The 19,021-nt window shown below is 71.5% G+C and carries 17 protein-coding genes; 4 read left to right on the top strand and 13 right to left on the bottom strand.

Features of this window, described 5'->3' with window-relative positions:
- Positions 1–13: 13 nt before the first annotated feature.
- From WMF11_RS19450 to WMF11_RS19405, 10 genes are all read right to left on the bottom strand, one after another.
- The gene (locus WMF11_RS19450; protein WP_437978520.1) at positions 14–2,197 is read right to left on the bottom strand and encodes a hypothetical protein; all 2,184 of its coding nucleotides are present in this window, start codon (positions 2,195–2,197) and stop codon (positions 14–16) included.
- Between the two features lie 160 nt (positions 2,198–2,357).
- Positions 2,358–3,170, bottom strand: coding sequence for a metallophosphoesterase family protein (locus WMF11_RS19445; protein WP_437978519.1), 813 nt, complete (start codon positions 3,168–3,170; stop codon positions 2,358–2,360).
- A 14-nt stretch (positions 3,171–3,184) separates the two neighbouring features.
- Positions 3,185–3,535, bottom strand: coding sequence for a BolA family protein (locus tag WMF11_RS19440; protein WP_437978518.1), 351 nt, complete (start codon positions 3,533–3,535; stop codon positions 3,185–3,187).
- A 123-nt stretch (positions 3,536–3,658) separates the two neighbouring features.
- Positions 3,659–5,053 (bottom strand): hypothetical protein, encoded by a 1,395-nt coding sequence (locus tag WMF11_RS19435; RefSeq protein ID WP_437978517.1) that lies wholly within the window; start codon positions 5,051–5,053, stop codon positions 3,659–3,661.
- A gap of 125 nt (positions 5,054–5,178) precedes the next feature.
- Positions 5,179–6,195 carry an ABC transporter ATP-binding protein gene (locus WMF11_RS19430; protein ID WP_437909867.1) on the bottom strand — a complete coding sequence of 339 codons (1,017 nt, stop codon included), beginning with the start codon at positions 6,193–6,195 and terminating at the stop codon, positions 5,179–5,181.
- Complete coding sequence (locus tag WMF11_RS19425) at positions 6,192–7,205, bottom strand: ABC transporter ATP-binding protein (protein WP_437300518.1); 1,014 nt, start codon at positions 7,203–7,205, stop codon at positions 6,192–6,194. Before WMF11_RS19425 ends, WMF11_RS19430 begins: the two co-directional genes overlap by 4 nt.
- A 47-nt stretch (positions 7,206–7,252) precedes the next feature.
- Entirely contained in the window at positions 7,253–8,296 is a 1,044-nt protein-coding gene (locus WMF11_RS19420) for an ABC transporter permease (RefSeq protein ID WP_437978516.1), read from the bottom strand.
- 2 nt (positions 8,297–8,298) lie between these two features.
- Positions 8,299–9,219 carry an ABC transporter permease gene (locus WMF11_RS19415; RefSeq protein WP_012236088.1) on the bottom strand — a complete coding sequence of 307 codons (921 nt, stop codon included), beginning with the start codon at positions 9,217–9,219 and terminating at the stop codon, positions 8,299–8,301.
- Between the two features lie 272 nt (positions 9,220–9,491).
- The gene (locus WMF11_RS19410; RefSeq protein ID WP_437553672.1) at positions 9,492–9,851 is read right to left on the bottom strand and encodes a glutaredoxin domain-containing protein; all 360 of its coding nucleotides are present in this window, start codon (positions 9,849–9,851) and stop codon (positions 9,492–9,494) included.
- A gap of 200 nt (positions 9,852–10,051) precedes the next feature.
- A complete protein-coding gene (locus WMF11_RS19405) occupies positions 10,052–11,020 on the bottom strand; it encodes a quinone oxidoreductase family protein (RefSeq protein ID WP_437909865.1) in 969 nt (322 codons plus the stop codon).
- A 120-nt stretch (positions 11,021–11,140) separates the two neighbouring features.
- Between WMF11_RS19405 and WMF11_RS19400 the strand changes: the two genes are divergently transcribed.
- Positions 11,141–12,652, top strand: coding sequence for a GH1 family beta-glucosidase (locus tag WMF11_RS19400; RefSeq protein ID WP_437909864.1), 1,512 nt, complete (start codon positions 11,141–11,143; stop codon positions 12,650–12,652).
- A gap of 207 nt (positions 12,653–12,859) precedes the next feature.
- Positions 12,860–14,344 (top strand): hypothetical protein, encoded by a 1,485-nt coding sequence (locus WMF11_RS19395; RefSeq protein WP_437978515.1) that lies wholly within the window; start codon positions 12,860–12,862, stop codon positions 14,342–14,344.
- 124 nt (positions 14,345–14,468) lie between these two features.
- Here the strand turns inward: WMF11_RS19395 and WMF11_RS19390 are convergent, their stop codons facing one another.
- The gene (locus WMF11_RS19390; RefSeq protein ID WP_437978514.1) at positions 14,469–15,302 is read right to left on the bottom strand and encodes a class I SAM-dependent methyltransferase; all 834 of its coding nucleotides are present in this window, start codon (positions 15,300–15,302) and stop codon (positions 14,469–14,471) included.
- 302 nt (positions 15,303–15,604) lie between these two features.
- Between WMF11_RS19390 and WMF11_RS19385 the strand changes: the two genes are divergently transcribed.
- Positions 15,605–16,009 (top strand): hypothetical protein, encoded by a 405-nt coding sequence (locus tag WMF11_RS19385; protein WP_437553661.1) that lies wholly within the window; start codon positions 15,605–15,607, stop codon positions 16,007–16,009.
- A gap of 123 nt (positions 16,010–16,132) precedes the next feature.
- On the opposite strand, the gene WMF11_RS19380 is transcribed toward WMF11_RS19385, so the two are convergent.
- Together WMF11_RS19380 and WMF11_RS19375 are read right to left on the bottom strand one after the other, a co-directional pair.
- Positions 16,133–17,065: a fibro-slime domain-containing protein gene (locus WMF11_RS19380; RefSeq protein WP_437978513.1), complete on the bottom strand. Its 933-nt coding sequence runs from the start codon at positions 17,063–17,065 to the stop codon at positions 16,133–16,135.
- A gap of 276 nt (positions 17,066–17,341) precedes the next feature.
- Positions 17,342–18,058 carry an SDR family oxidoreductase gene (locus WMF11_RS19375; protein WP_437978512.1) on the bottom strand — a complete coding sequence of 239 codons (717 nt, stop codon included), beginning with the start codon at positions 18,056–18,058 and terminating at the stop codon, positions 17,342–17,344.
- Positions 18,059–18,119: 61 nt separating this feature from the next.
- On the opposite strand from WMF11_RS19375, the gene WMF11_RS19370 reads away from it, so the two are divergent.
- The gene (locus WMF11_RS19370; protein ID WP_437978511.1) at positions 18,120–19,007 is read left to right on the top strand and encodes a LysR family transcriptional regulator; all 888 of its coding nucleotides are present in this window, start codon (positions 18,120–18,122) and stop codon (positions 19,005–19,007) included.
- The last annotated feature ends 14 nt before the right edge of the window (positions 19,008–19,021 follow it).

Below are 19,021 nucleotides of genomic sequence, written 5' to 3'. Positions count from 1 at the left end.
GCTGCTCTCCAGCTCACTTCGCGATCTTGCGGACGTCGCCCGCCCGGGTCGCCCAGTAGACGAACGCCTCGTCGACGGCGATCGCGATCGCGTCGAGCTGGCCGACGGCGAGCGTCGTCACGGCGCCGCCGGCCTTCGGTACCTTGCGGATCGAGCCGACGCGGTTGGCCCAGTAGACGGCGCCGCCGTCGCCGGGATCGACGGCTATCCCGGCGGGGTTCGGCTGATCGTCGGCGAGCACCGTGAGGCCGGCGCCGTCCTTGGCGAGCCGGAACACGAACCCGTTCGGGCTGCTCCAGAAGAGGTGACCGGCGTCGACGGCGAGGGTGTGAGGCGTGAGGTTCGTCGTGTCCACCACCTGGCCGGACGCGATCTGGCGCCGCTCCGTGCCGTCCTTGCGGAGCTTCACGACGGTGCCGTCGGTCCGGGACCAGTAGAGGTGCTCTGCGTCGCTGGCGAGCGCGCCCCCGGGCTCGGAGAACACGCCGGTGATCTCCTGCGCGCGCTGGCCGCTCGTGAGGGCGTCGACGCGGTAGATCCCGCCCTGAGAGAGCGAGGTGAACCAGACGTCGCTGCCGTCGGTGACGACCGCCCAGGGGTCGGGGATCGCGGTGGTGAGGGGGATCGCGGCGCCGCCGGACAACGGGTACCGGAGCACGCCGGAGGACCCGGTGACGATGGCGTCGGCGCCGAGCAGGGCGATGTCCTCGAAGCGGTCGGCGCTGCAGCCCACGACCCCGGGAGGAGCGCCGTTGGCGAGGCACGTCGCGCCGCCGGAGAGCTTGTCGACGCGGACGGCGATGCCGCCGGCGTGCTGGAAGCCGACAAGGTAAAGAGCGCTGCTGTCGACGGCGAGAGCCGACGGCACCGCGAGGCCCGAGGCGAGCGACGTGGCGCCCGGGGCGCACTCCCCGGCGTCGCAGAGGCCGCCCGCGCAGTCGTTGCCGCACGCGCCGCAATTGAAAGGATCCGAGGCGAGCGCGACCTCGCAGCCGTTGAAGGCGTCGCCGTCGCAGTCGGCGTACCCGGCGTCGCACGCGACCTCGCAGGCGCCCGCGACGCAGGTGGCGGCGCCGTGGCGCGCGCTGCAGGTGTTGCCGCAGGCCCCGCAGTTGTCCGCGTCGCCCTCGACGTCCGCCTCGCAGCCGTTCGCGGGCTCGCCGTCGCAGTCGGCGTGGCCGAGGTCGCACGCGAGCGAGCACCTGCCGGCCGCGCACGAGGGCGTCGCGTGCTGGTCGCCGCAGACGTTGCCGCAGAAACCGCAGTTGTCCACGTCGCTCGACGTGTCCCCGCAGTCGTCGCCGCCGCCCCCCGCGCCGTCGCTGACGAGGCAGAGGCCGAACGCGCGGATCGAGCCGGTGAACGCCTCGCAGCGGGCATGGACACCGGACATCGCGGCCAGATCGCACTCGTACGCGAGCTCCGGCTCGAGCGTCCCGCAGCACGTATCGAGCAGCGCCTCGCACGGGGCCGCGCTGAACGGCTCGTCCGGGGCGAGCCTCGGACAGCGGCCCGCGTCCGCCGCGCCGCCGAGGTAGTCGAGGCACCGCGACGCGTCGGACTCCCCCGCGAGGGCGGCGCAGCGCTCGCGCGCCCCCTCGGGGAGCGAGGGACAGCACCGCTCCGACAGATAACCGCAGCTCTCGGCCGCGGGGTCGACGTCGGCGCAAAAGCCGTTGTCCTTGGCGTCGCTCTCCAGGAACCGGTGACACAGCTGCTCATTGCCCCGGAATCCGGTCGCGTGGCACGCTTCCCTGAGCTGCGCCGGCAGCGCCGCGCAGCACGCGTCGAGCAGGCCGGCGCAGCTCGGGCCATAGGGGACCACCGGCGCCCCACCCTCGCCGGCCCCTCCGGTGCAGAGGTCGACCGCGTTGGCGCTCGCGAGGAAATCGTCGCACGCGGCGTCGTTCGCCTGGCTCGCGGCGGCGTCGCAGCCCGCGACGAGCTCTTCGGGGAGCGCGGGGCAGCACGCTTCGCCGAGGTGTTCGCACCCTCGTCGAGACCCGCTCGCCACGGGGGCACACGCGCCGAACCCGGTGCCCTCCGCGTTGCACTGCTGCGCGCCGAGCGACCCGTCGGCGAGGAAACAGGCGGACAGGGCGCCTGGCGAACAGATGGCATCGTCACCGCAATCGGCGCCGAACAAGGCAAGTGCGAGGAGGAGCGCGGGGCGGAGGCGTGAGTCGTCGGGACGCATGAGGGGCGGAGTTAACGCTAAAGCGCCCCGGAATGAGCTGTCAATTGGCGTTCCGAGCCGACGCACGCCTGAAACCGACGATCGGAGCCGGGCATTGGAGTGGAGCGGAGCTGTCGGCCGACTCCCGACTTCAATTCCCCGCTCGGGCGCTCTCCGGCCCCTACCGCCGGTCGAACTGGTACCGTGCCCGCTCCGCGCCCTCGATCTCCACGACGATGCGCTTCGGGCCGAGCCGCACGACCGCGTGCGCCGCGGCGGGGCGGCCCGGCGCGTCGTCGTCGAGGTTCTCGATCAGGCTCTGGAGCGTCACGTACGGGATGCCGCGGATGACGTCGAGGTGGTTCCAGTGCAGGTGGCCATTGAAGACGGCGAGCACGCCGTGCTCCTCGAAGATCTTCCGCATCGCGCGCCGCTCGCGCACGAGGCAGATGTGCGGGCTCCCCTCGAACCAGCGGTTGCCCCGGAGATCCTGATCGGCCGCGCTGTGGTGCATCAGCACGATCTTGGGCAGCGGGGAGGCCGCGAGGTCCTCGCCGAGCCAGGCGAGCTGCTCTGGCCCGAGCGAGATGTCGTGATCCTTGCGCTCGCGCGTGTGGAGGACCGTGAAATGGAAGCCGCCGCGATCGAACGCGTAGTGGAGCCGCGTCGCCTCGGGCCTGCCCCAGGCGGACAGCAGCTCGGCCTCGCTCAGGTGGACCACGTCGTGGTTGCCGGCGACGTGGAAGAGCTCGGCCTTCAGGCCGCGGAGCGCGGCCATGCAGGCGCCGTAGCGCTCCCGGTCGGCCTCGGGCCCCTCGTCCTCGATGTCGTCGCCCAGGTTCACGACGAGATCGGGCCGCGTGACCTCGTTCATCCGCTTCACGAAGGCGCGGGTCAGCTCGGGCGCCTCGCCCGTGAGCTTGCGCAGCTTGCCCCCGAACGACGCCTCCGGGCCGAAGTGCAGGTCCGAGACGAGGGCGACGACGAGCTCCATGCGCGCCTCGCCGCTCAGCCCGACTTGGCGCCGGGCTCCGGCGCCGCCTTGGAGCCGCCCAGGCACGGGGGAGATCGGAAGTCCGCGCCCCCCTGCCGCTCCCACTCGTCCGGCGTCATCGCGCGGATCGTCAGGGCGTGCAGCCCGGAGCGGAACTCCTCGCGCACCACGTCGTTGACGCGGCGATGGCGATCGAGCGGGCTCAGGCCCCGGAATGCCTCGCTCACCACGAGCACCTTGAAGTGGGTCTCCGAGCCCACCGGCACGCTGTGCATGCGGCTCTCGTTCTCCACCTCGATGTGCACGGGCTCGAGCGCGCGAACGAGCTTGCCGTGGATCGACTCCTGCTTCGTCCCTGTCGTCATGGCCGCGCGAAGCTTACCCTCCGCCGCGCCGCCGGTCACCCGTGGGGCGCGGCCCTCGCCGGCAAAGGGATCGCCCGGCGCCCCCGCCAACGGATGAGCCGCCCGGCGCGCCCCGGCCGAGCGTCACTTCGCCTGCGGATCGGCGCGCGGCAGACCTCGCTCATCGAACAGGAGAGCGATGTCGACGTGGAACTGCGCTCTGCGAGAGGACGGCGGCGCTTGATGGGAGCTCGGCGGCGCGCGGTGGGAGCTCGGCGGCGCGCGATGGGAGCTCGGCGGCGACGCGGAATGACCGCCGTGCGCCTCGCCGTCCTGCGAGCCCATCGCGAGCGCCTCCCGCTGCGGGGGGGCCGCGCCTGGCTGCGGGCCGATGTTCTCCTCCCACGGCTGCGCGTCGCGCTGCTCCCACGGCTGCGCGTCGCGCTGCTCCCACGGCTGCGCGTCGCGCTGCGCGGCAGGCGACGGAGGCACCTGCCGCGGAAGCGCATGCGTCGCCGGCGTATCCCGACGCGGAACCACCCCGGCCTGCTGCCGCGAGCTCGGAACGGCCCGTTGCGACAGCGGCGCCGACGCCTCCCGCCGTGCCGACGTCGCGGCCGGCGCATCCCGACGCGCGTACGCCCCGGCCTGCTGCGAGCCAGCCATCGGCGTATCCCGCCGCACGTAGGCCTCGGCCGGATGCGAGCCGGCAAGCGGCGTATCCCGCCGCACGTACGCTCCGGCCGCCGGCGATGCCTGCACCGGCCTGGACGCGTCCCGGCGCGCAACCACCGGGCCAGCGGCCGGCGGCGGCGGGAGCGGCGTCGGAGCGGGCAGCTCACGGCGCGCCCGCGACGAGGGCGGCCCCACCATGACCCCCAGGCGCTCCGAGCGCGGCACCGGCGCCTCGCGCGGGCGGTACGCCGCCTCCCCCGGCGCCTCCGCGCGTGAGCGCTCCGGCCGCTGCGCAGCCACGGCAGCCGCCACGCGCTCGCGGTACGCGAGCTCCTGCGCTCCTGCGCTGCGCGGCGCCTGCGCGCCCGCGCTGCGCGGCCCCGAGCGCGGCAGCGGCGTCGCCTCGGGGTCGCGCCGCGACGCCGGGTCCGCCTTCATCACCCCGATGGTCAAGCGCTCCGACCGCGGCACCGACGCGCTCTCTTCCGCAGGCATCATCGAGTAGCGACCGGGCGTCTGCTGCCGCGAGCGCTGCTTGCGGCTCTCGCGCGCCGCCGTGGCCAGCAGCGCCCCGAGATCGTCGTCCACCATCGCCTCGTCGACCCGCACGAGCGTGCTGACCACGTCGCGCGCGATCTCCTCGAACGCCTCGGGCGCGAGCGCGTAAGTCGACGACGTGACCACGATGACCACCGGCCGACGCTCTTCCGCGAGCGCGGCGGCCATCGATACCGGGCACGCCTTGACGATGATCCCCACATCCATCGCCGCCGTCTGGCAGCGCTGGAGCAACGCCTGATCGCCGCCGATGAGAAGGGCCGTCGGGATCTGGGCGCGAAGCGTGGCGTCAGAGATTCGCGGCATCGGTCCCAGGATCCTAACCCCGCTACTGCACGCAGAGGTCAGGAAAATCCTGTCATCGGACATTCCACGTCATGTCTGGACAACGAGCTCAGCCGATGTGGGGTACTGCGCGCCGCCGGATCACCTCACGGATGCGTAGGTGCCGTGGGCAGCTCGGTGAGATGGCAGGCGGCCCAGTGCCCAGGGCGACGCTCCTCCAGCGGAGGGGCCTCGGCGCTGCACCGGTCCATCGTATAGGGACAGCGTGTGTGAAAATGGCATCCTGACGGCGGGTTCAGCGGACTCGGCACCTCGCCGACGAGGGGCAGCCGGCGGCGCGTGCGCTCCACGTCGGGATCCGGGATCGGGATCGCCGAAAGCAGGGCCTGCGTGTACGGATGTTGCGGTGAACGGAAGAGCTCGTCCGGGCGAGCGCGCTCCACGATCCGGCCGAGGTACATCACCGCGATCTCGCTTGACAGGTGGCGGACCACGGCGAGGTCGTGCGCGACGAACACGTACGTGAGCGAGAGCTCGCGCTGGAGCGACGCGAGCAGGTTCACGATCTGGGCCTGGATGCTCACGTCGAGCGCGCTGACCGGCTCGTCCGCGATCACGAGCTTCGGCTTCAGGGCGAGCGCGCGGGCGATGCCGATCCTCTGCCGCTGGCCGCCGGAGAACTCGTGCGGATAGCGCCGCATGTACGAGGGCGAGAGCCCGACGAGCTCCATGAGGCGCGCCACCTCGCGCAGCGCCTCGTCGCGCGACGAGACGAGGCCGTGGGTGGAGAGCGGCTCCGCGATGAGGTCGTGGACCGTCATGCGCGGGTTCAGGCTCGCGTACGGGTCCTGGAAGATCATCTGCATCTCGCGGCGCGCCTTCCGCAGCGCGCCCGGCTCGAGCGTCAGGATCTCCCGGCCGTCGATCTTCACGCTCCCCGACGTGGGCGGGACGAGCCGGAGGATGCCCCGGCCCGTCGTCGACTTGCCGCAGCCGGACTCGCCGACGAGGCCCAGCGTCGCGCCGCGCTCGACGTCGAACGAGACGCCGTCGACCGCGCGCACCGTGCCGACCTGCCGCTGGAGCAGGCCGCGGCGCACCGGGAAGTGGACCTTGAGATCGCGCACCGAGAGCAGCGGCGGGGGGGTTCGGGCGGTGGTCATGGCGCTCGTCCTGCGACGTCCTCGACGTGGCACCGCACGACGTGCAGCGCCTTCCTGTTGCCCTCGCCCGAGACGACGCGCGGCGGCGGCGCCTCCTCCCGGCACGCCGCGATCGCGTGCGCGCAGCGCGGGTGGAACGGGCAGCCCGGCGGCAGGCGCGCGAGCGAGGGCGGCATCCCGGGGATGGGGACGAGATCCGCGCCGCGCGCGTCGTCGAGCCGCGGGATCGAGCGCGACAGGCCGATGGTGTACGGGTGCCGGGCCGCGTGGAAGATGGCGCCGACGGGGCCCTCCTCGACGATGCGCCCGGCGTACATGACCGCGACGCGATCGGCCATCTTCGCCACGACGCCGAGGTCGTGCGTGATGAGGAGGACGGCCGCGCCGAGCGCCTCCTTCCGCTCCCCGATCAGGTCCAGGATCTGCGCCTGGATCGTGACGTCGAGCGCCGTCGTCGGTTCGTCGGCGATCAGCAGATCGGGGTCGCACAGGAGCGCCATCGCGATCATCACGCGCTGCCGCATCCCGCCCGAGAGCTGGTGCGGGTAGTCGTCGATCCGCGACGCCGCCGCGGGGATCCCCACCGCCTGCAGCATCTCGACGCTGCGCCGGCGCGCCTCGGCGCGGCCCATGCCGCGGTGGAGCTCCAGCACCTCGATGAGCTGCTCGCTCACCCGGAGGTAAGGGTTCAGCGACGTCATCGGGTCCTGGAAGATCATCGCGATCCGGTCGCCGCGGACGCGCTCCATCCGCGCCTCGCTCGCCTCCACGAGGTCCTCGACGACGCCGCCCTCGGACTCGAGGAGGATCTGGCCGCCGACGATCCTGCCCGGCGGGTCGGGGATGAGCCGCAGGAGGGAGAGGCTCGTCACGCTCTTGCCCGAGCCGGACTCACCGACGATGCCGAGGACCTCGCCGCGATCGAGGCTGAAGGAGATGCCATCGACCGCGCGGACCACCCCCTCCTCGGTGAAGAAGTGGGTCTTCAGGTTCTTGACCTCGAGCAGCATGGTCCGTGCGGTCGCGCGCGTGTCCCGGAGATGGAGCGCGGCGCCCTTCAGTCCTTTCGGATGCGAGGATCCAGGGCGTCGCGGAGCCCGTCGCCGAGGAAGTTGAAGCAGATCAGCGTGAGCGCGAGCATCAGCGCCGGGAAGACGAGCTGCCAGGGGAAGAGGTCCATCGCGTCGGCGCCGGTGGACGCGAGCAGGCCCCAGCTCGACAGCGGCTCCTGCGTGCCGAGGCCGAGGAAGCTCAGGAACGCCTCGGTCATCATCACCTCGGGGATGGTGAGCGTCGTGTAGACGATGATCGGGCCGACAGCGTTCGGCACGAGGTGCCGGAAGATCAGCGCGGCGTGCCCGACGCCGATCGAGCGCGCCGACTCGATGAACGGCTGGCCGCGCAGCGCGATGACCTGGCCGCGGACGATGCGGGCCATGGTGAGCCAGGAGATGCCGCCGAGGGCCGCGAAGACGACGACGATCTGGAAGATGGGGAAATAGCTCGGGTCCGACGGCTCCTTGACGAAGACGCCGAGCGCGACCTTCCAGGCGCGGTAGAGGACCGTCTGGTCGTTCGCGAAGAAGACCATCAGCAGGATGACGAGAATCAGGAACGGGAACGTGTAGAGCACGTCCACGATGCGCATCATGATCGCGTCGACCTTGCCGCCGAAGTACCCGGCGACCCCGCCCCAGCTCACGCCGATGACGAAGCTCACGAGCGTCGCGACGATGCCGACGGCGAACGAGATGCGCCCGCCGAAGAAGACGCGGGCCATCAGGTCGCGGCCGAAGTAGTCGGTGCCCATCCAGTGGGCGAGCGACGGGGGCTGCGCGCCGAGCTTGAGATCCGCCTTGTCGTACCGGTAGCTCGACAGCTCGGGCACGAGGATGCAGGCGAGGATCATCGCGATGAGCACGACGCCGCAGGCGACCGCGGCGCGGTTCTTTCGGAGCCGCCGCCAGGCGTCGCGGCCGAGGCTCGATCCCTGCTCCAGCGCGTCGAGCCGCAGCGGGCCGGCCGGGCTCGGCGCCGCGCCGCCAGGGGCGGCGGGCGGATCGCCGGGGGCGGCGGGCTGCGGGAGGGCGGCGTGGAGCATGGTCAGCGCAGCTCCACCCGCGGGTCGATGAAGGCGTACGCCACGTCGACGATCGCGTTGAAGAGCATGAGCAGGAAGCCGTAGACGAGCATGACCCCCATCACGAGGTTGTAGTCGCGGTTCGTGGCCGCCTCGACGAAGTAGCGGCCCATGCCGGGGATGTTGAAGATCTTCTCGACGACGAGGGAGCCGACGAGCAGGCCGCTGAAGCCGGGGCCGAGGAAGCTCACGACCGGGAGCAGCCCGCCCCGGAGCGCGTGCTTCAGGACGACCTTGCGCTCGGAGAGCCCCTTGGCGCGGGCGGTGCGGATGAAATCCGAGCGGATCACCTCGAGCATCCCGCCGCGCGTCAGCCGGGCGATGTAGGCCGCGACCGGGAGCCCGGCGCAGATGACGGGCAGCACCATGTGCCGCCACGTCTCCCAGCGCGCCACCGGGAACCAGTAGAGCTTGAGCGAGAAGACGAGCATGAGCAGCGGGGCGAGCACGTACCGCGGCACGCTGAGGCCGACCATGGCGACCCCCATGGCCGCCGTGTCCTTCCAGGTGTTCTGGCGGATCGCGCCGATGATGCCGAGCGGGATGCCCGTCGCGAGGGCGAAGAGCATCGCCCAGCACCCGAGCTGCATCGACACGGGCAGGCTGAGCGCGATGATCTCGTTGACGGTGCGGTTCGGGTACTTGAACGTCGGGCCCAGGTCGCCTCGGGTGACGAGCGCAAGGAGCCAGTCGCCATACTGCTTCAGCACCGGATCGTTCAGGTGGTACTTGGCGTCGAGCTGCCGCTGGACCTCGACGGGCACGGCCCGCTCCTGGTCGAACGGGCCGCCCGGCACGATGCGCACAAGGACGAACACCAGGGTGGCGACGAGGAAGAGCGTGGGGATGATGGAGAGCAGACGCTTGATGGCGTAGGAGCTCACGGCGCGCCGCCTCCCGGCCGTCGGGCCGCGCCGTCCGCCCCGTCATCCCGCCGCCTTCCGTGGATCCCGAGCGATGTCACGAGGTGCCTCCGAGCTGCCTTCCTTCAGCGCGGCGACCGCCGCGATCGCCGCGAGCGCGCGCCGCGACCTCCCGCATATCACGGAACCGCCGGTCGACCGCGGCGTTTCGCGCGGCACGCCGCGCCGCGCGAAACGCAGCGGCCGAGGCGGCCTGCGCGCTGTGTCCCGCGTTCATGCGCGCCTGTTCACGGCTAGCCCTTGAGCTTGCCCTGGTCGCGGAGCTTCACGAGCTCCGCGTAGCCGCCTTCGAGGACCCCGCCGACGAACACCATCGGGAACGTCGGAAAGCCCGCCCATAGCTTGATGGCGAGCCGCTCCTTCCACCTGGAGAGGTAACTCCCGTACTCGAGGTAGGTATATTTCACGCCCTCTCCGTCGAGCAGCTGGCGCGCCTTCTTCACGAAGGGATTCTGGGCCATCCCGACGACGACCACCCGGTCGCGGCTCACCGCCGCCGCGACCTCGTCGATGATGGACCGATGAAATCCGGCGATCTGCGACTTCACCGTGTCCGAGATCTTCTCGGGAGCAAGCGTGGGACGTTCGGCCATGGAATGAGCACCTCCGGGCCGGGAGCGTACCGGCCCGAAGACGACACGGTCAACGGCCGGATTGGCCGGAGACGGCTCGCGTACAGCGCGCGTCTGCACGCCTGAGCGAGAAGCAGAGAGACAAGGAGCTCCCGCCGCGGGGCCGCACTCCCCAGCTCCTCCGTGCCTCGAATCGCGCCTCCGCGCGACGATTCCGTCCGTTACGGGATGAGCAGCACCTTCCCCGTCGTCGCCCGCCCGGCGAGCGCGCGGTGCGCCTCCGCCGCGTCGGCGAGGGGGTACGTGGCGCCGATCGAGATCGTGAGCTCGCCGCGCGCGATCGCGCCGAGCACGTCGGCGGAGCGCTCGAGCAGCTCCTCGCGCGTCGCTGTGTAGTGGCCGAGGCTCGGCCGCGTGAGGTAGAGCGACCCCTTCTGGTTCAGGATCTGCGGGTCGAACGACGGCACCGGGCCGCTCGACTGGCCGAAGAGCACCATCGTGCCGCGCAGGCGGAGCGCGCCCAGGCCCTTCGCGAACGTGTCGCTCCCCACGCCGTCGTAGACGACGTGGACGCCGGCGCCGCCCGTGAGCCGGCGCGCCTCCGCCTCGAAATCGGCCTTTGTGTACAGGATCACCTCGTCGGCGCCCGCGTCTCGCGCGAGGCGCGCCTTCTCCTCGGTCGAGACGGTGCCGATCACGCGCGCGCCGAGCCGCTTCGCCATCTGGCACAGGAGGAGGCCGACCCCGCCCGCGGCCGCGTGGATGAGGCACGTGTGGCCGGGGCCGAGCGGGAACGTGGAGCGCACGAGGTACTGCGCGGTGATGCCCTGGAGCATCGCGGCCGCGGCGCGCCTCGCGCCGACGCCCGCGGGCACCGGGACGAGCTTCGCGGCCGGGATCCGGACGTGCGTCGCGTACGAGCCGGGGCCGCCGGTCCACGCGACCTCGTCCCCTTCCCTCACCTCGGTGACGGACGGCCCCACCGCCTCGACGCGCCCCGCGCCCTCGAGGCCGAGCGGGATGGGCGGCTCCAGCTTGTACTGGCCGCTCCGCTGGTAGATGTCGATGAAGTTCACGCCGGCGGCCTCGACGCGGACCACGGCTTCCCCTGGGCCCGGCGCGGGCGTGGGGAGCTCCTCCAGCGTCATCACCTCGGGGCCGCCTGCGGCTTTCGGTCGGATCGCGAGCATGCCGCCCATGTTGTCGAGCCGCGCTGGGCCGTCAAGCGACCGGCGCGATCACCGACGCGCATCGAAGCCGACGCGCATCGAACCCATTGCTGTCCCGCGCGCGCCGTGGATGATGCCTCCATGGCTCTCCATCCTTCCGAGTCGCTCCCCGCGAGCAACGCCTCTCCCGCCTCGCCCTCCTCCGCGCCCCCGCCTGTGACCGCCGCCTCGGCCGGCACGGGCCGAGCAAACGCGACGGCGGCGCCGTTTCCCGCGGACTTCCTGTGGGGCACGGCCACCGCGGCCTACCAGATCGAAGGCGCCGCCAGCGAGGATGGCCGGACGCCCTCCGTGTGGGACGTCTTCTCGAAGACCCCTGGGAAGGTCTTCGAAGGGCACACGGGAGACGTCGCCTGCGACCACTACCACCGTTACAAGGAAGATGTCGGGCTGCTCGCCGAGCTCGGGGTCAAGAGCTACCGCTTCAGCGTCTCGTGGAATCGGGTCCTCCCGGACGGCACGGGCAAGGTCAACCCGAAGGGGCTCGACTTCTACGATCGCCTCGTCGACGAGCTCCTCCGCGCCGGCATCGTGCCCATGTGCACGCTCTTCCACTGGGACTTCCCCCAGGCGCTCCAGGATCGCGGCGGGTTCCTCCAGCGCGACGTCGCCGACTGGTTCGCGGACTACACGACCGTCGTCGCCCGGCGGCTCGGCGATCGCGTGCCCTGGTGGGTGACGCAGAACGAGCCGCAGGCGTTCATCGGCAACGCGCTCCTCAACGGGGTCTTCGCCCCCGGGCTCAAGCTCCCCTACCGGGAGTACCTGACCGCCGCCCACAACCAGATGCGGGCGCACGGCAAGCAGGTGGACGCCCTGCGCGCCGCGGCCACGGCGGCGAAGATCGGCTACGTGCTCGCCACCCAGGTCCAGCGCCCGGCGACCGAGGACCCGGGGGACATCGAGGCGGCGCGCGAGGCGATCTTCTCGGTCTATGACAAGAACCCCTGGAACAACGCCTGGTGGATCTGTCCGGTGCTCGAGGGGCGGTATCCGGAGAGCGGCCTCCGGCTCTTCGGCGACGACATGCCCGAGTTCCCCGCAAGCGACTTCGACCAGATCAAGCGGCCGATCGACTACCTCGGGCTCAACATGTACTCGGCGGGCACGTGGCGGCAGGGCAAGGACGGCAGGCCGGAGCGCGTCGTCTCCCCGCCGGGCTACCCGCGCGGGACGCTCGACTGGCTGCAGATCGTCCCCAGCACGCTCTACTGGGGATCGAGGTACTTCTGGGAGCGGTACAAGCTGCCCATCGGGATCACCGAGCACGGCCTGGCGACGCGGGACCAGGTCTTCCTCGACGGCAAGGTGCACGACCCGAAGCGCATCGACGTCATGCACCGGTACCTGCTCGGCCTGGCGCGGGCCGTCCAGGAGGGCGTCCCGGTCGTCGGGTACTGGGCCTGGTCGCTCCTCGACAACTTCGAGTGGGCCGAGGGCTACAAGGATCGCTTCGGTCTGGTCTACGTCGATTACGCGACGCAGCGACGGATCCCGAAGGACTCGTTCTCCTGGTACCGAGAGGTCATCGCGAGCGGTGGGCGCTCGCTCCTCGGGCCGACCGCCGTCGCGTGGGACAACGTGACCGGCTGATCCCGGCGGCCCGCGGCCCGGTCCCACCCCGGGCCGCGCGGCCCGCCGCCGCGCTGCGCCGCGGCTCGTCACGCTCGCGATCGAGGCGCGTCACTCGCGCGCACCGGCGTCGGGTTCCGGCTTTCCCAATCGCCTCATCCGTGCTCCGCCTCGAGCGATGATATCGTCGCGGCGAGGGAGGCAGCGATGAACGGAAGAGCGTCTTGCTTGAGGCATCTTTCTCTGGCGGCTGTGCTGGCCACGCTCGGATGCAGCGTCAACGTCAGCGTGGACGACGGGGAAGCGACGTCTGGGACCGGCCCGGAGGCAGGGGAAGGCGGCGCTGGTAGCAGCAGCAGCAACGCCAGCAGCAGCAACACCAGCAGCAGCGGCACCGGCGGCAGCGCTCCCGTGTGTGATGCGGGGTGCCTCGCGCTCGATTTCGCTCGCCAGTTCGACAACGTTGAGCCCTACGCCCTCGCCGTCGACGCCGACGGGAACATCCTTGTGACGGGAGGCTTCGATGGCACCGTCGACTTCGGGGGCGGTCCTCTCGTGGGCACGGGCAATATCGACGCGTTCGTCCTCAAGCTCGATCCGGTCGGCAACCACCTCTGGAGCCGGCGGTTCGGCGATCTCTCCTCCGTGATCGAGGCCCAGGTCGGGTTGGCCATCGCGACCGACGCGTCGGGGAACATCGCGATCGGGGGCCGATTCGGTGGAACGACGGATCTCGGCGGCGGCCCCGTGACGAACGAGGGGGACTCGAGCGGCTTCGTCGTCGTGCTCGACGCTTCGGGACAGCACGTCTGGAGCAAGCACTTCGGAGCGGTGTCCGTGGCGGTCCGCAGCGTCGGCTTCCATCCGGCGGGCGGCGTCGTCGTCGCAGGTGACTACGGGCGAACCATGGATCTCGGCGGCGGGCCCTTGGCCGACGCGACAGCAGCGCTGAAAGCCTTCGCCGCCAGGCTCGATGCGTCGGGCGGCCACCTCTGGAGCAGGAGCTTCGGCGGGCCGGGAGGCGCGAGCGCCGAGACCCTCACGATGGATGCGGCGGGGAATACCACCCTCGGGGGGAGCTTCCATGACGTCATCGACTTCGGCGGCGGCCCGCTCCACGTCGCAGGGCCTTCGGGGGAGAACGGGCCGGCCGACATCTTCGTCGCCTCGCTCGATCCAGACGGCGAGCACCGATGGAGCCAGAGGCTCGGCGGCGTCGATGGTGACGATCACCTCGCAACGGTCATGGACGGGGCAGGCGGCGTTGTCACGCTCGGCTCCTTCTTCACGACGTTCTCGGTCGGCGACACCACCCTGACGGGCGACGGGAACAGCGTGTCCGTGAGCAGGCTCTCCGCCAGCGGCTCCGCGATGTTCGCCAGGAGCTCCGCGAGAGCGCAGGCGCTCGCCACCGACGCCGCCGGCAACACGTGGCTCGCCGGCACCTACCTCGATGGCACGGACCTCGGTTGCGGTCCGCTCACCACGCAGCTCGTGGGCATGTTCGTCGCCGGGCTCGACCCGAGCGGCGATGACTTCTGCAACGTCGCGTTCGAGCCGTCCGAGTACGGAGGGCTAACCCATATCGCTCTCGGCCCCAACGGAGCGCTGGTCGCCGTCGGGAAGCTCAAGGGCACGATCGATTTTGGCGCCGGACCGATCTCGAGCCCCGGTGAGAAGGAATCGATGATCGTCGTGAAGCTCACCCGGTGACCGCGCCGGGCTCGGCGCCGGCCAGGGGTGCCCTTCCCCGTGGACAGCTGCGCGGCCCGTCAGGCGTCGCGTCGAGAAGGAATGCAGCGCGATCCGACAGGACGGGCCGCGCTGCGTTCCTCGGTCAGCGGGGTTTGCGGCCGATCGCGATGTTCGCCGTCACGGGGACACGCACGGCCCCGCCAGGTTCGGCGAAGGACGCGATGGCGGCCCGCAGCGGTCCGCGTAGCCGAGCGCGCCCATCGCCGTCCAGCGCGACGTAGAGGGGCATGAAGCGCAGGATCTCGTCGAGATCCGCCATGACGTGGTCCACCGAAGCTCCGCCCCATGCGCCTTCGACCGCGTGCACGGCGACCTCGCCGCACCCGGCCCCGAGCATCTCGGCCTTCAGGCCCTCCACTGAGCACAGCACCGTCATGCCCTGGGGCGGCGGCTGGATCGGCGCCTCCGGGAAGGTGCGGCGATAGGCCTGCAGGAAGAGCGGCGCCGGGCCTGCCCCCTCCGCGCTCGACCAGGCCGCCACGACGACCCGGCCCCCGGGCCGGGTCGCGCGGACGAGCTCGGCCATGCCGCGGCGCCAGTCGGGGAACATCATGACGCCGAACATGGAGCAGCTCACATCGAACGTCGCGTCCTCCACGTCCAGCGCCTGCCCGTCCATCACCCGCGCCTCGCTCCCGGCGAAGGGCTGCAGTCGCTCGCGCAGGCGCGCCGCCATGCCGCGCGAGAGATCGGTCGCGAGCACGCGCGCGCCCGCCTCGGCCGCGGCCAGCGCCAGGGCGCCCGTCCCTGCGGCGACGTCGAGCACGCGCTCGCCGTGCCCGATCCCGCCCGCCAGCGACAGCGCCGCGCGCGCGAAGCCCGCCGTCAACGGCTCGGCCCAGCGCTCGTAGCTGGCCGCCATGGCGGTCCAGTGCGCTTCGTCGCTGAAGTTGAGTGGCTCAACGCGGTTGGTCATCGGCCATTCCTCCTGTCATCGTTCATGGGAGAGGAGCCTGTCACCGCCCGAGGAGCGCGGCACTGGCGGCGCTTTCGGTGGATCTGGCCTCCTTTTCGATCGCCGCACCTCTCCCGCGGCCAGGCCACGGCGACGGCGGCGCGCTCCGCAGGATTGTCGCTGGCGCCCTTTCGTGCTCCCCTGTGATCGCGGAGGAGCCCCGTGGCATCGGTCGCTCCCTCGCCGGCGCGACGCGCAGCTCGGGGTCCTCCCTCACGCTCTGCCGACCGCCGGCCCGTCAACGCAGTCGTGTGGAGGCTCCCATGTCGATCGCCGGTCCCCTCTTAGGAATCGTGATCACCCTCGTCGTGCTGGGCGTCATGGCCGTGGTGTTCGTCACCGTCTTTCTGCCCATGATGAAGAACGCGAACAAGATGCTCGCGGGCGCGAACGAGATGATCCAGGCCCAGACGGCGGCGGCCAACCTGCGCATGACGGGCCTGCCCGCGCAGGCCCGCGTGCTCGTCGTCCAGCCCACCGGCACGATGATCAACTACCAGCCGCAGTGCCGGGTCGACCTCGAGGTGTATCGCCCGAACGCGCCGCCCTACCGCGCGGCCATCCTCGCGGTCATCCATCAGATGGCGATCCCGCGCGTGCAGCCGGGCCTGGTCGTGCCGGTCAAGATCGACGCCGCCAACCCCAACAACATCGCGCTCGACGTCTGAATCCGGGCGGTGGGGGGGATTCCCCCACCTCGCAGGAAGGATGGAACCGCCAAGGCGCCATGAGACGCCAAGATGGATGTCGGGCTCACGCCTGCGAGAGGGCGCGGGGCGAGCCCGGACGCCTCACAGCGGGATGTCGACGGGCACGAAGCAGGAGATGTTGGTCGTGACGCGGAAGTTCGACCCGTCGGTGTGGCGCTCCGCGTGGAAGATATCCATCGCGTAGTTGTTGCCCGGGAAGATACCGAGGTCGTCGGCCATGGCGTCGAAGTCGATGATGCCTGTCTCCGGCCCGTGCATGCTCCCGAGGTCGACCGCGAGCTTGCCGTTGATGAAGATCCAGATGTCGTCGTCGCCAACGAAAGTGAACTTCTGACCGGCGACGTAGCCAAACATCAGGTGGATCTCGGTGGTGAAGAGGAAGTTCCGGTCCCTGCCTGCCGGGGAGATCCCGAACCCCTCGTCCGGCGCCAGCGGGAAGAACGCCGCGCTCTCGAACACGAACTGCCCCGATCCGGGCGGCGATTCCTCGAGCGCGAGCTCCTTGGTGAACGTCATGTTCACGCCCGGCACGTCCCGGTACCACTGGTTGAAGGATTCCTCGCTCGTGATGGTTTTCTGGGTGCCGACCCCGTCCCTGCAGCCCAGCTGGGTCTCCCTGTCTGCGAAGCAGCCTACCGAGTCGAGGAACACCGGCTTCCGATCGCCGTCGAGCGTCGGCTCGATGAGCTTGCGGCGGGGCTCGTCGCCCCTGAAGGTGGGCATCTCGAAGTCGGGGTGCGTTTCCTTGAAGTCGCGATACGTGACATCGAGGACGCTCTTGCAATCGCTGCCGCCTGCGCCGCCTGCGCCGGCGCTCGTGTTGCCCCCCGTGATGGTCCCGAAGTCATCGCCGGTCGAGCTGCTAACGCCGCTCGTCGGCGTCCCGCCGCTGCTCGCGGGCGTCCCGCTGCTGCCGCCGGACCCGGAGGTCGGGCCGCTGCTCTCGTCGGGCGTCGAAGAGCACGCCAGGGCTACCGCTGCGAAGGTCAGAAGAAAGAAAGAACGAGCGTACATGGTGCACTCCTAGGGAGCAGAAGAACAACCATATTTCGCGGCTTTTGTCAACCACGTCTCATGGCGATCGCGTGGTGAAGCGTTGCCGCAAGTGCTGCGGCAAGCGCGGGGAACATGCCTTGTTCGATGGGCCAGGCGGCGGCTGCGGCGCGCGTCCCTCGCTCCCCGCGGTTTTCTTGCTTCTCTCGCTTGCCGTCTCTTGTTTCGTGTTGCGCTCGTGTTGCGCTCGCGTCGCGCACCTGTCGAATCCGGCCACCACCCTGGGCGGGCTCAGGCTCAGACGAGGCGGTGTCCCCCGTCGACGCGCAGCACCTCGCCCGTGGTGAACCCGTTTCCCATGAGGAAGAGCGCGGCATGGGCGATGTCCGCGGGCGCGCCGACGCGCCCGACCGGGAGGCGGCGCGCGTGCTGCGCGAAGCGCTCCTGCTTGGCGCCGCCCGCGAGGGAGTCCCAGACCGGCGTGTCGACCCAGCCCGGCGACAGCGCGTTCACGCGCACCGGCGCGAGCTCCACGGCCAGGGCGCGCACGAGCGCCATGAGCGCGCCGTTCACCGCGGCCACGACCGCCCCGCCGGGCCCCGGCCGCTCCGCCGCGATCCCGGCCGTGAACGTGAGCGAGCCGCCCGGCTCGATCCGCGCGTGCTTGGCGACGTGGAGGGCCGCGACGAGCTTCGCGTCGATCACGCGGCGCGCCGCGGCGATGTCCAGCGCGCGAATCGGCTGATAATGCGCCTCCACCGCCGTCACGACCACATGGCGCGCCGGCGGATGCTCGTTGAACAGACTCCGCACCTCGGCCTCCTGCGTCGCGTCGGCCGCGAAGGTGCGCACCCGGCGCAGCTCCCCGAGCTCGGCCGCGGCGCCCGCGAGGCGCTCGCGCGAGCGGCTCACGAGGGTCAGAGACGCGCCGCGCTCGAGGCAGGCTCTGGCCACGCCGAGACCGATGCCCGACGAGCCACCGATGACGACGACATGCTGATCTTGAAGGTCCATGAGCGAGGCGTAGCGCGCGCGCCTCGGGCGAACCATGGGATGCTGTGGCATGCTCCGTCCCATGAGCGGGATGATCTCCCTCGAGGACGTGCGCCTCTTCGCCGTCGTCGCTCACCACCTGAGCTTCGTGGAGGCGGCGCGCCGCACGGGGGTGCCCACGAGCACCGTGAGCCGCCGGGTGGCGCAGCTGGAGGAGGCGCTGGGGGTGCGGCTGCTCCAGCGCACCTCACGCCGGGTCGGCCTCACCGGCGAGGGCGCGCGGCTGATCGAGCGCGCCGGGCCGCTGCTCGACGAGCTCGGCTCGGTCCTCGACCGGGCCGCGGATCGAGAGGACGAGCCCGCGGGCAGGCTCCGGGTGACAGCGCCCGTGATGACGGGCGCGCAGCGGATCGCGCCGGCGCTGTTCTCCTTCGCCGCCCGGCACCCGCGCCTGTCGCTGGAGCTCACGCTCACGAACGCGGTCGTCCCCCTGGTCGAGGAGGGCATCGATCTCGCCTTCCGCGCCGGGCCCGTTCAGGACGCCGACCTCGTGGCGCGGCGCCTGTGGTCGCTCCCGTACGCGCTGGCCGCGTCGCCGCGCCTCGTGCGGGACGCCCTCGAGGGCCGCTCGCGGCTCGCGCGCGCGTCGCTCGGGTCCGTGCCCGCGGTCCTGAGCCACCCCGGCGCCGCATGGCGCCTTCGCCGGCGGGACGGATCCATCGAGGAGGTCCGGCCGCGCGCGCAGCTCTGCGTGAACGATCCGCGGGTGGCGATCGCCGCCGCGGCGCAGGGGCTCGGCGTGGTCTGCGCGCCCCGCGAGGTGATCGAGCAGCAGGGCAAGGCGCTCGTCGAGCTCACGATCACGGGGCGCACGGTCGAGCCACGCGAGCTCTTCGCGGTGTACCCGTCGCGGCGGCTGCTCTCCACGCGGGTGCGGCTGGCGATCGACTGGGTGATGAAGCACCGCTGACCGCCCCGGCGCGC

Source organism: Sorangium sp. So ce295 (genome assembly GCF_051527405.1).
Classification (GTDB): Bacteria; Myxococcota_A; Polyangia; order Polyangiales; family Polyangiaceae; genus Sorangium; species Sorangium cellulosum_B.
Note: the sequence above shows the minus strand (reverse complement) of the source record. Positions and strands in the feature narration are given on the sequence as shown.

Coding starts and splice junctions, on each gene's coding strand:
- WMF11_RS19450 (WP_437978520.1), bottom strand. CDS start 2,197: ATGCGTCCCGACGACTCACGCCTCCGCCCCGCGCTCCTCCTCGCACTT.
- WMF11_RS19445 (WP_437978519.1), bottom strand. CDS start 3,170: ATGGAGCTCGTCGTCGCCCTCGTCTCGGACCTGCACTTCGGCCCGGAG.
- WMF11_RS19440 (WP_437978518.1), bottom strand. CDS start 3,535: ATGACGACAGGGACGAAGCAGGAGTCGATCCACGGCAAGCTCGTTCGC.
- WMF11_RS19435 (WP_437978517.1), bottom strand. CDS start 5,053: ATGCCGCGAATCTCTGACGCCACGCTTCGCGCCCAGATCCCGACGGCC.
- WMF11_RS19430 (WP_437909867.1), bottom strand. CDS start 6,195: ATGACCACCGCCCGAACCCCCCCGCCGCTGCTCTCGGTGCGCGATCTC.
- WMF11_RS19425 (WP_437300518.1), bottom strand. CDS start 7,205: ATGCTGCTCGAGGTCAAGAACCTGAAGACCCACTTCTTCACCGAGGAG.
- WMF11_RS19420 (WP_437978516.1), bottom strand. CDS start 8,296: ATGCTCCACGCCGCCCTCCCGCAGCCCGCCGCCCCCGGCGATCCGCCC.
- WMF11_RS19410 (WP_437553672.1), bottom strand. CDS start 9,851: ATGGCCGAACGTCCCACGCTTGCTCCCGAGAAGATCTCGGACACGGTG.
- WMF11_RS19405 (WP_437909865.1), bottom strand. CDS start 11,020: ATGCTCGCGATCCGACCGAAAGCCGCAGGCGGCCCCGAGGTGATGACG.
- WMF11_RS19400 (WP_437909864.1), top strand. CDS start 11,141: ATGGCTCTCCATCCTTCCGAGTCGCTCCCCGCGAGCAACGCCTCTCCC.
- WMF11_RS19390 (WP_437978514.1), bottom strand. CDS start 15,302: ATGACCAACCGCGTTGAGCCACTCAACTTCAGCGACGAAGCGCACTGG.
- WMF11_RS19385 (WP_437553661.1), top strand. CDS start 15,605: ATGTCGATCGCCGGTCCCCTCTTAGGAATCGTGATCACCCTCGTCGTG.
- WMF11_RS19380 (WP_437978513.1), bottom strand. CDS start 17,065: ATGTACGCTCGTTCTTTCTTTCTTCTGACCTTCGCAGCGGTAGCCCTG.
- WMF11_RS19375 (WP_437978512.1), bottom strand. CDS start 18,058: ATGGACCTTCAAGATCAGCATGTCGTCGTCATCGGTGGCTCGTCGGGC.
- WMF11_RS19370 (WP_437978511.1), top strand. CDS start 18,120: ATGAGCGGGATGATCTCCCTCGAGGACGTGCGCCTCTTCGCCGTCGTC.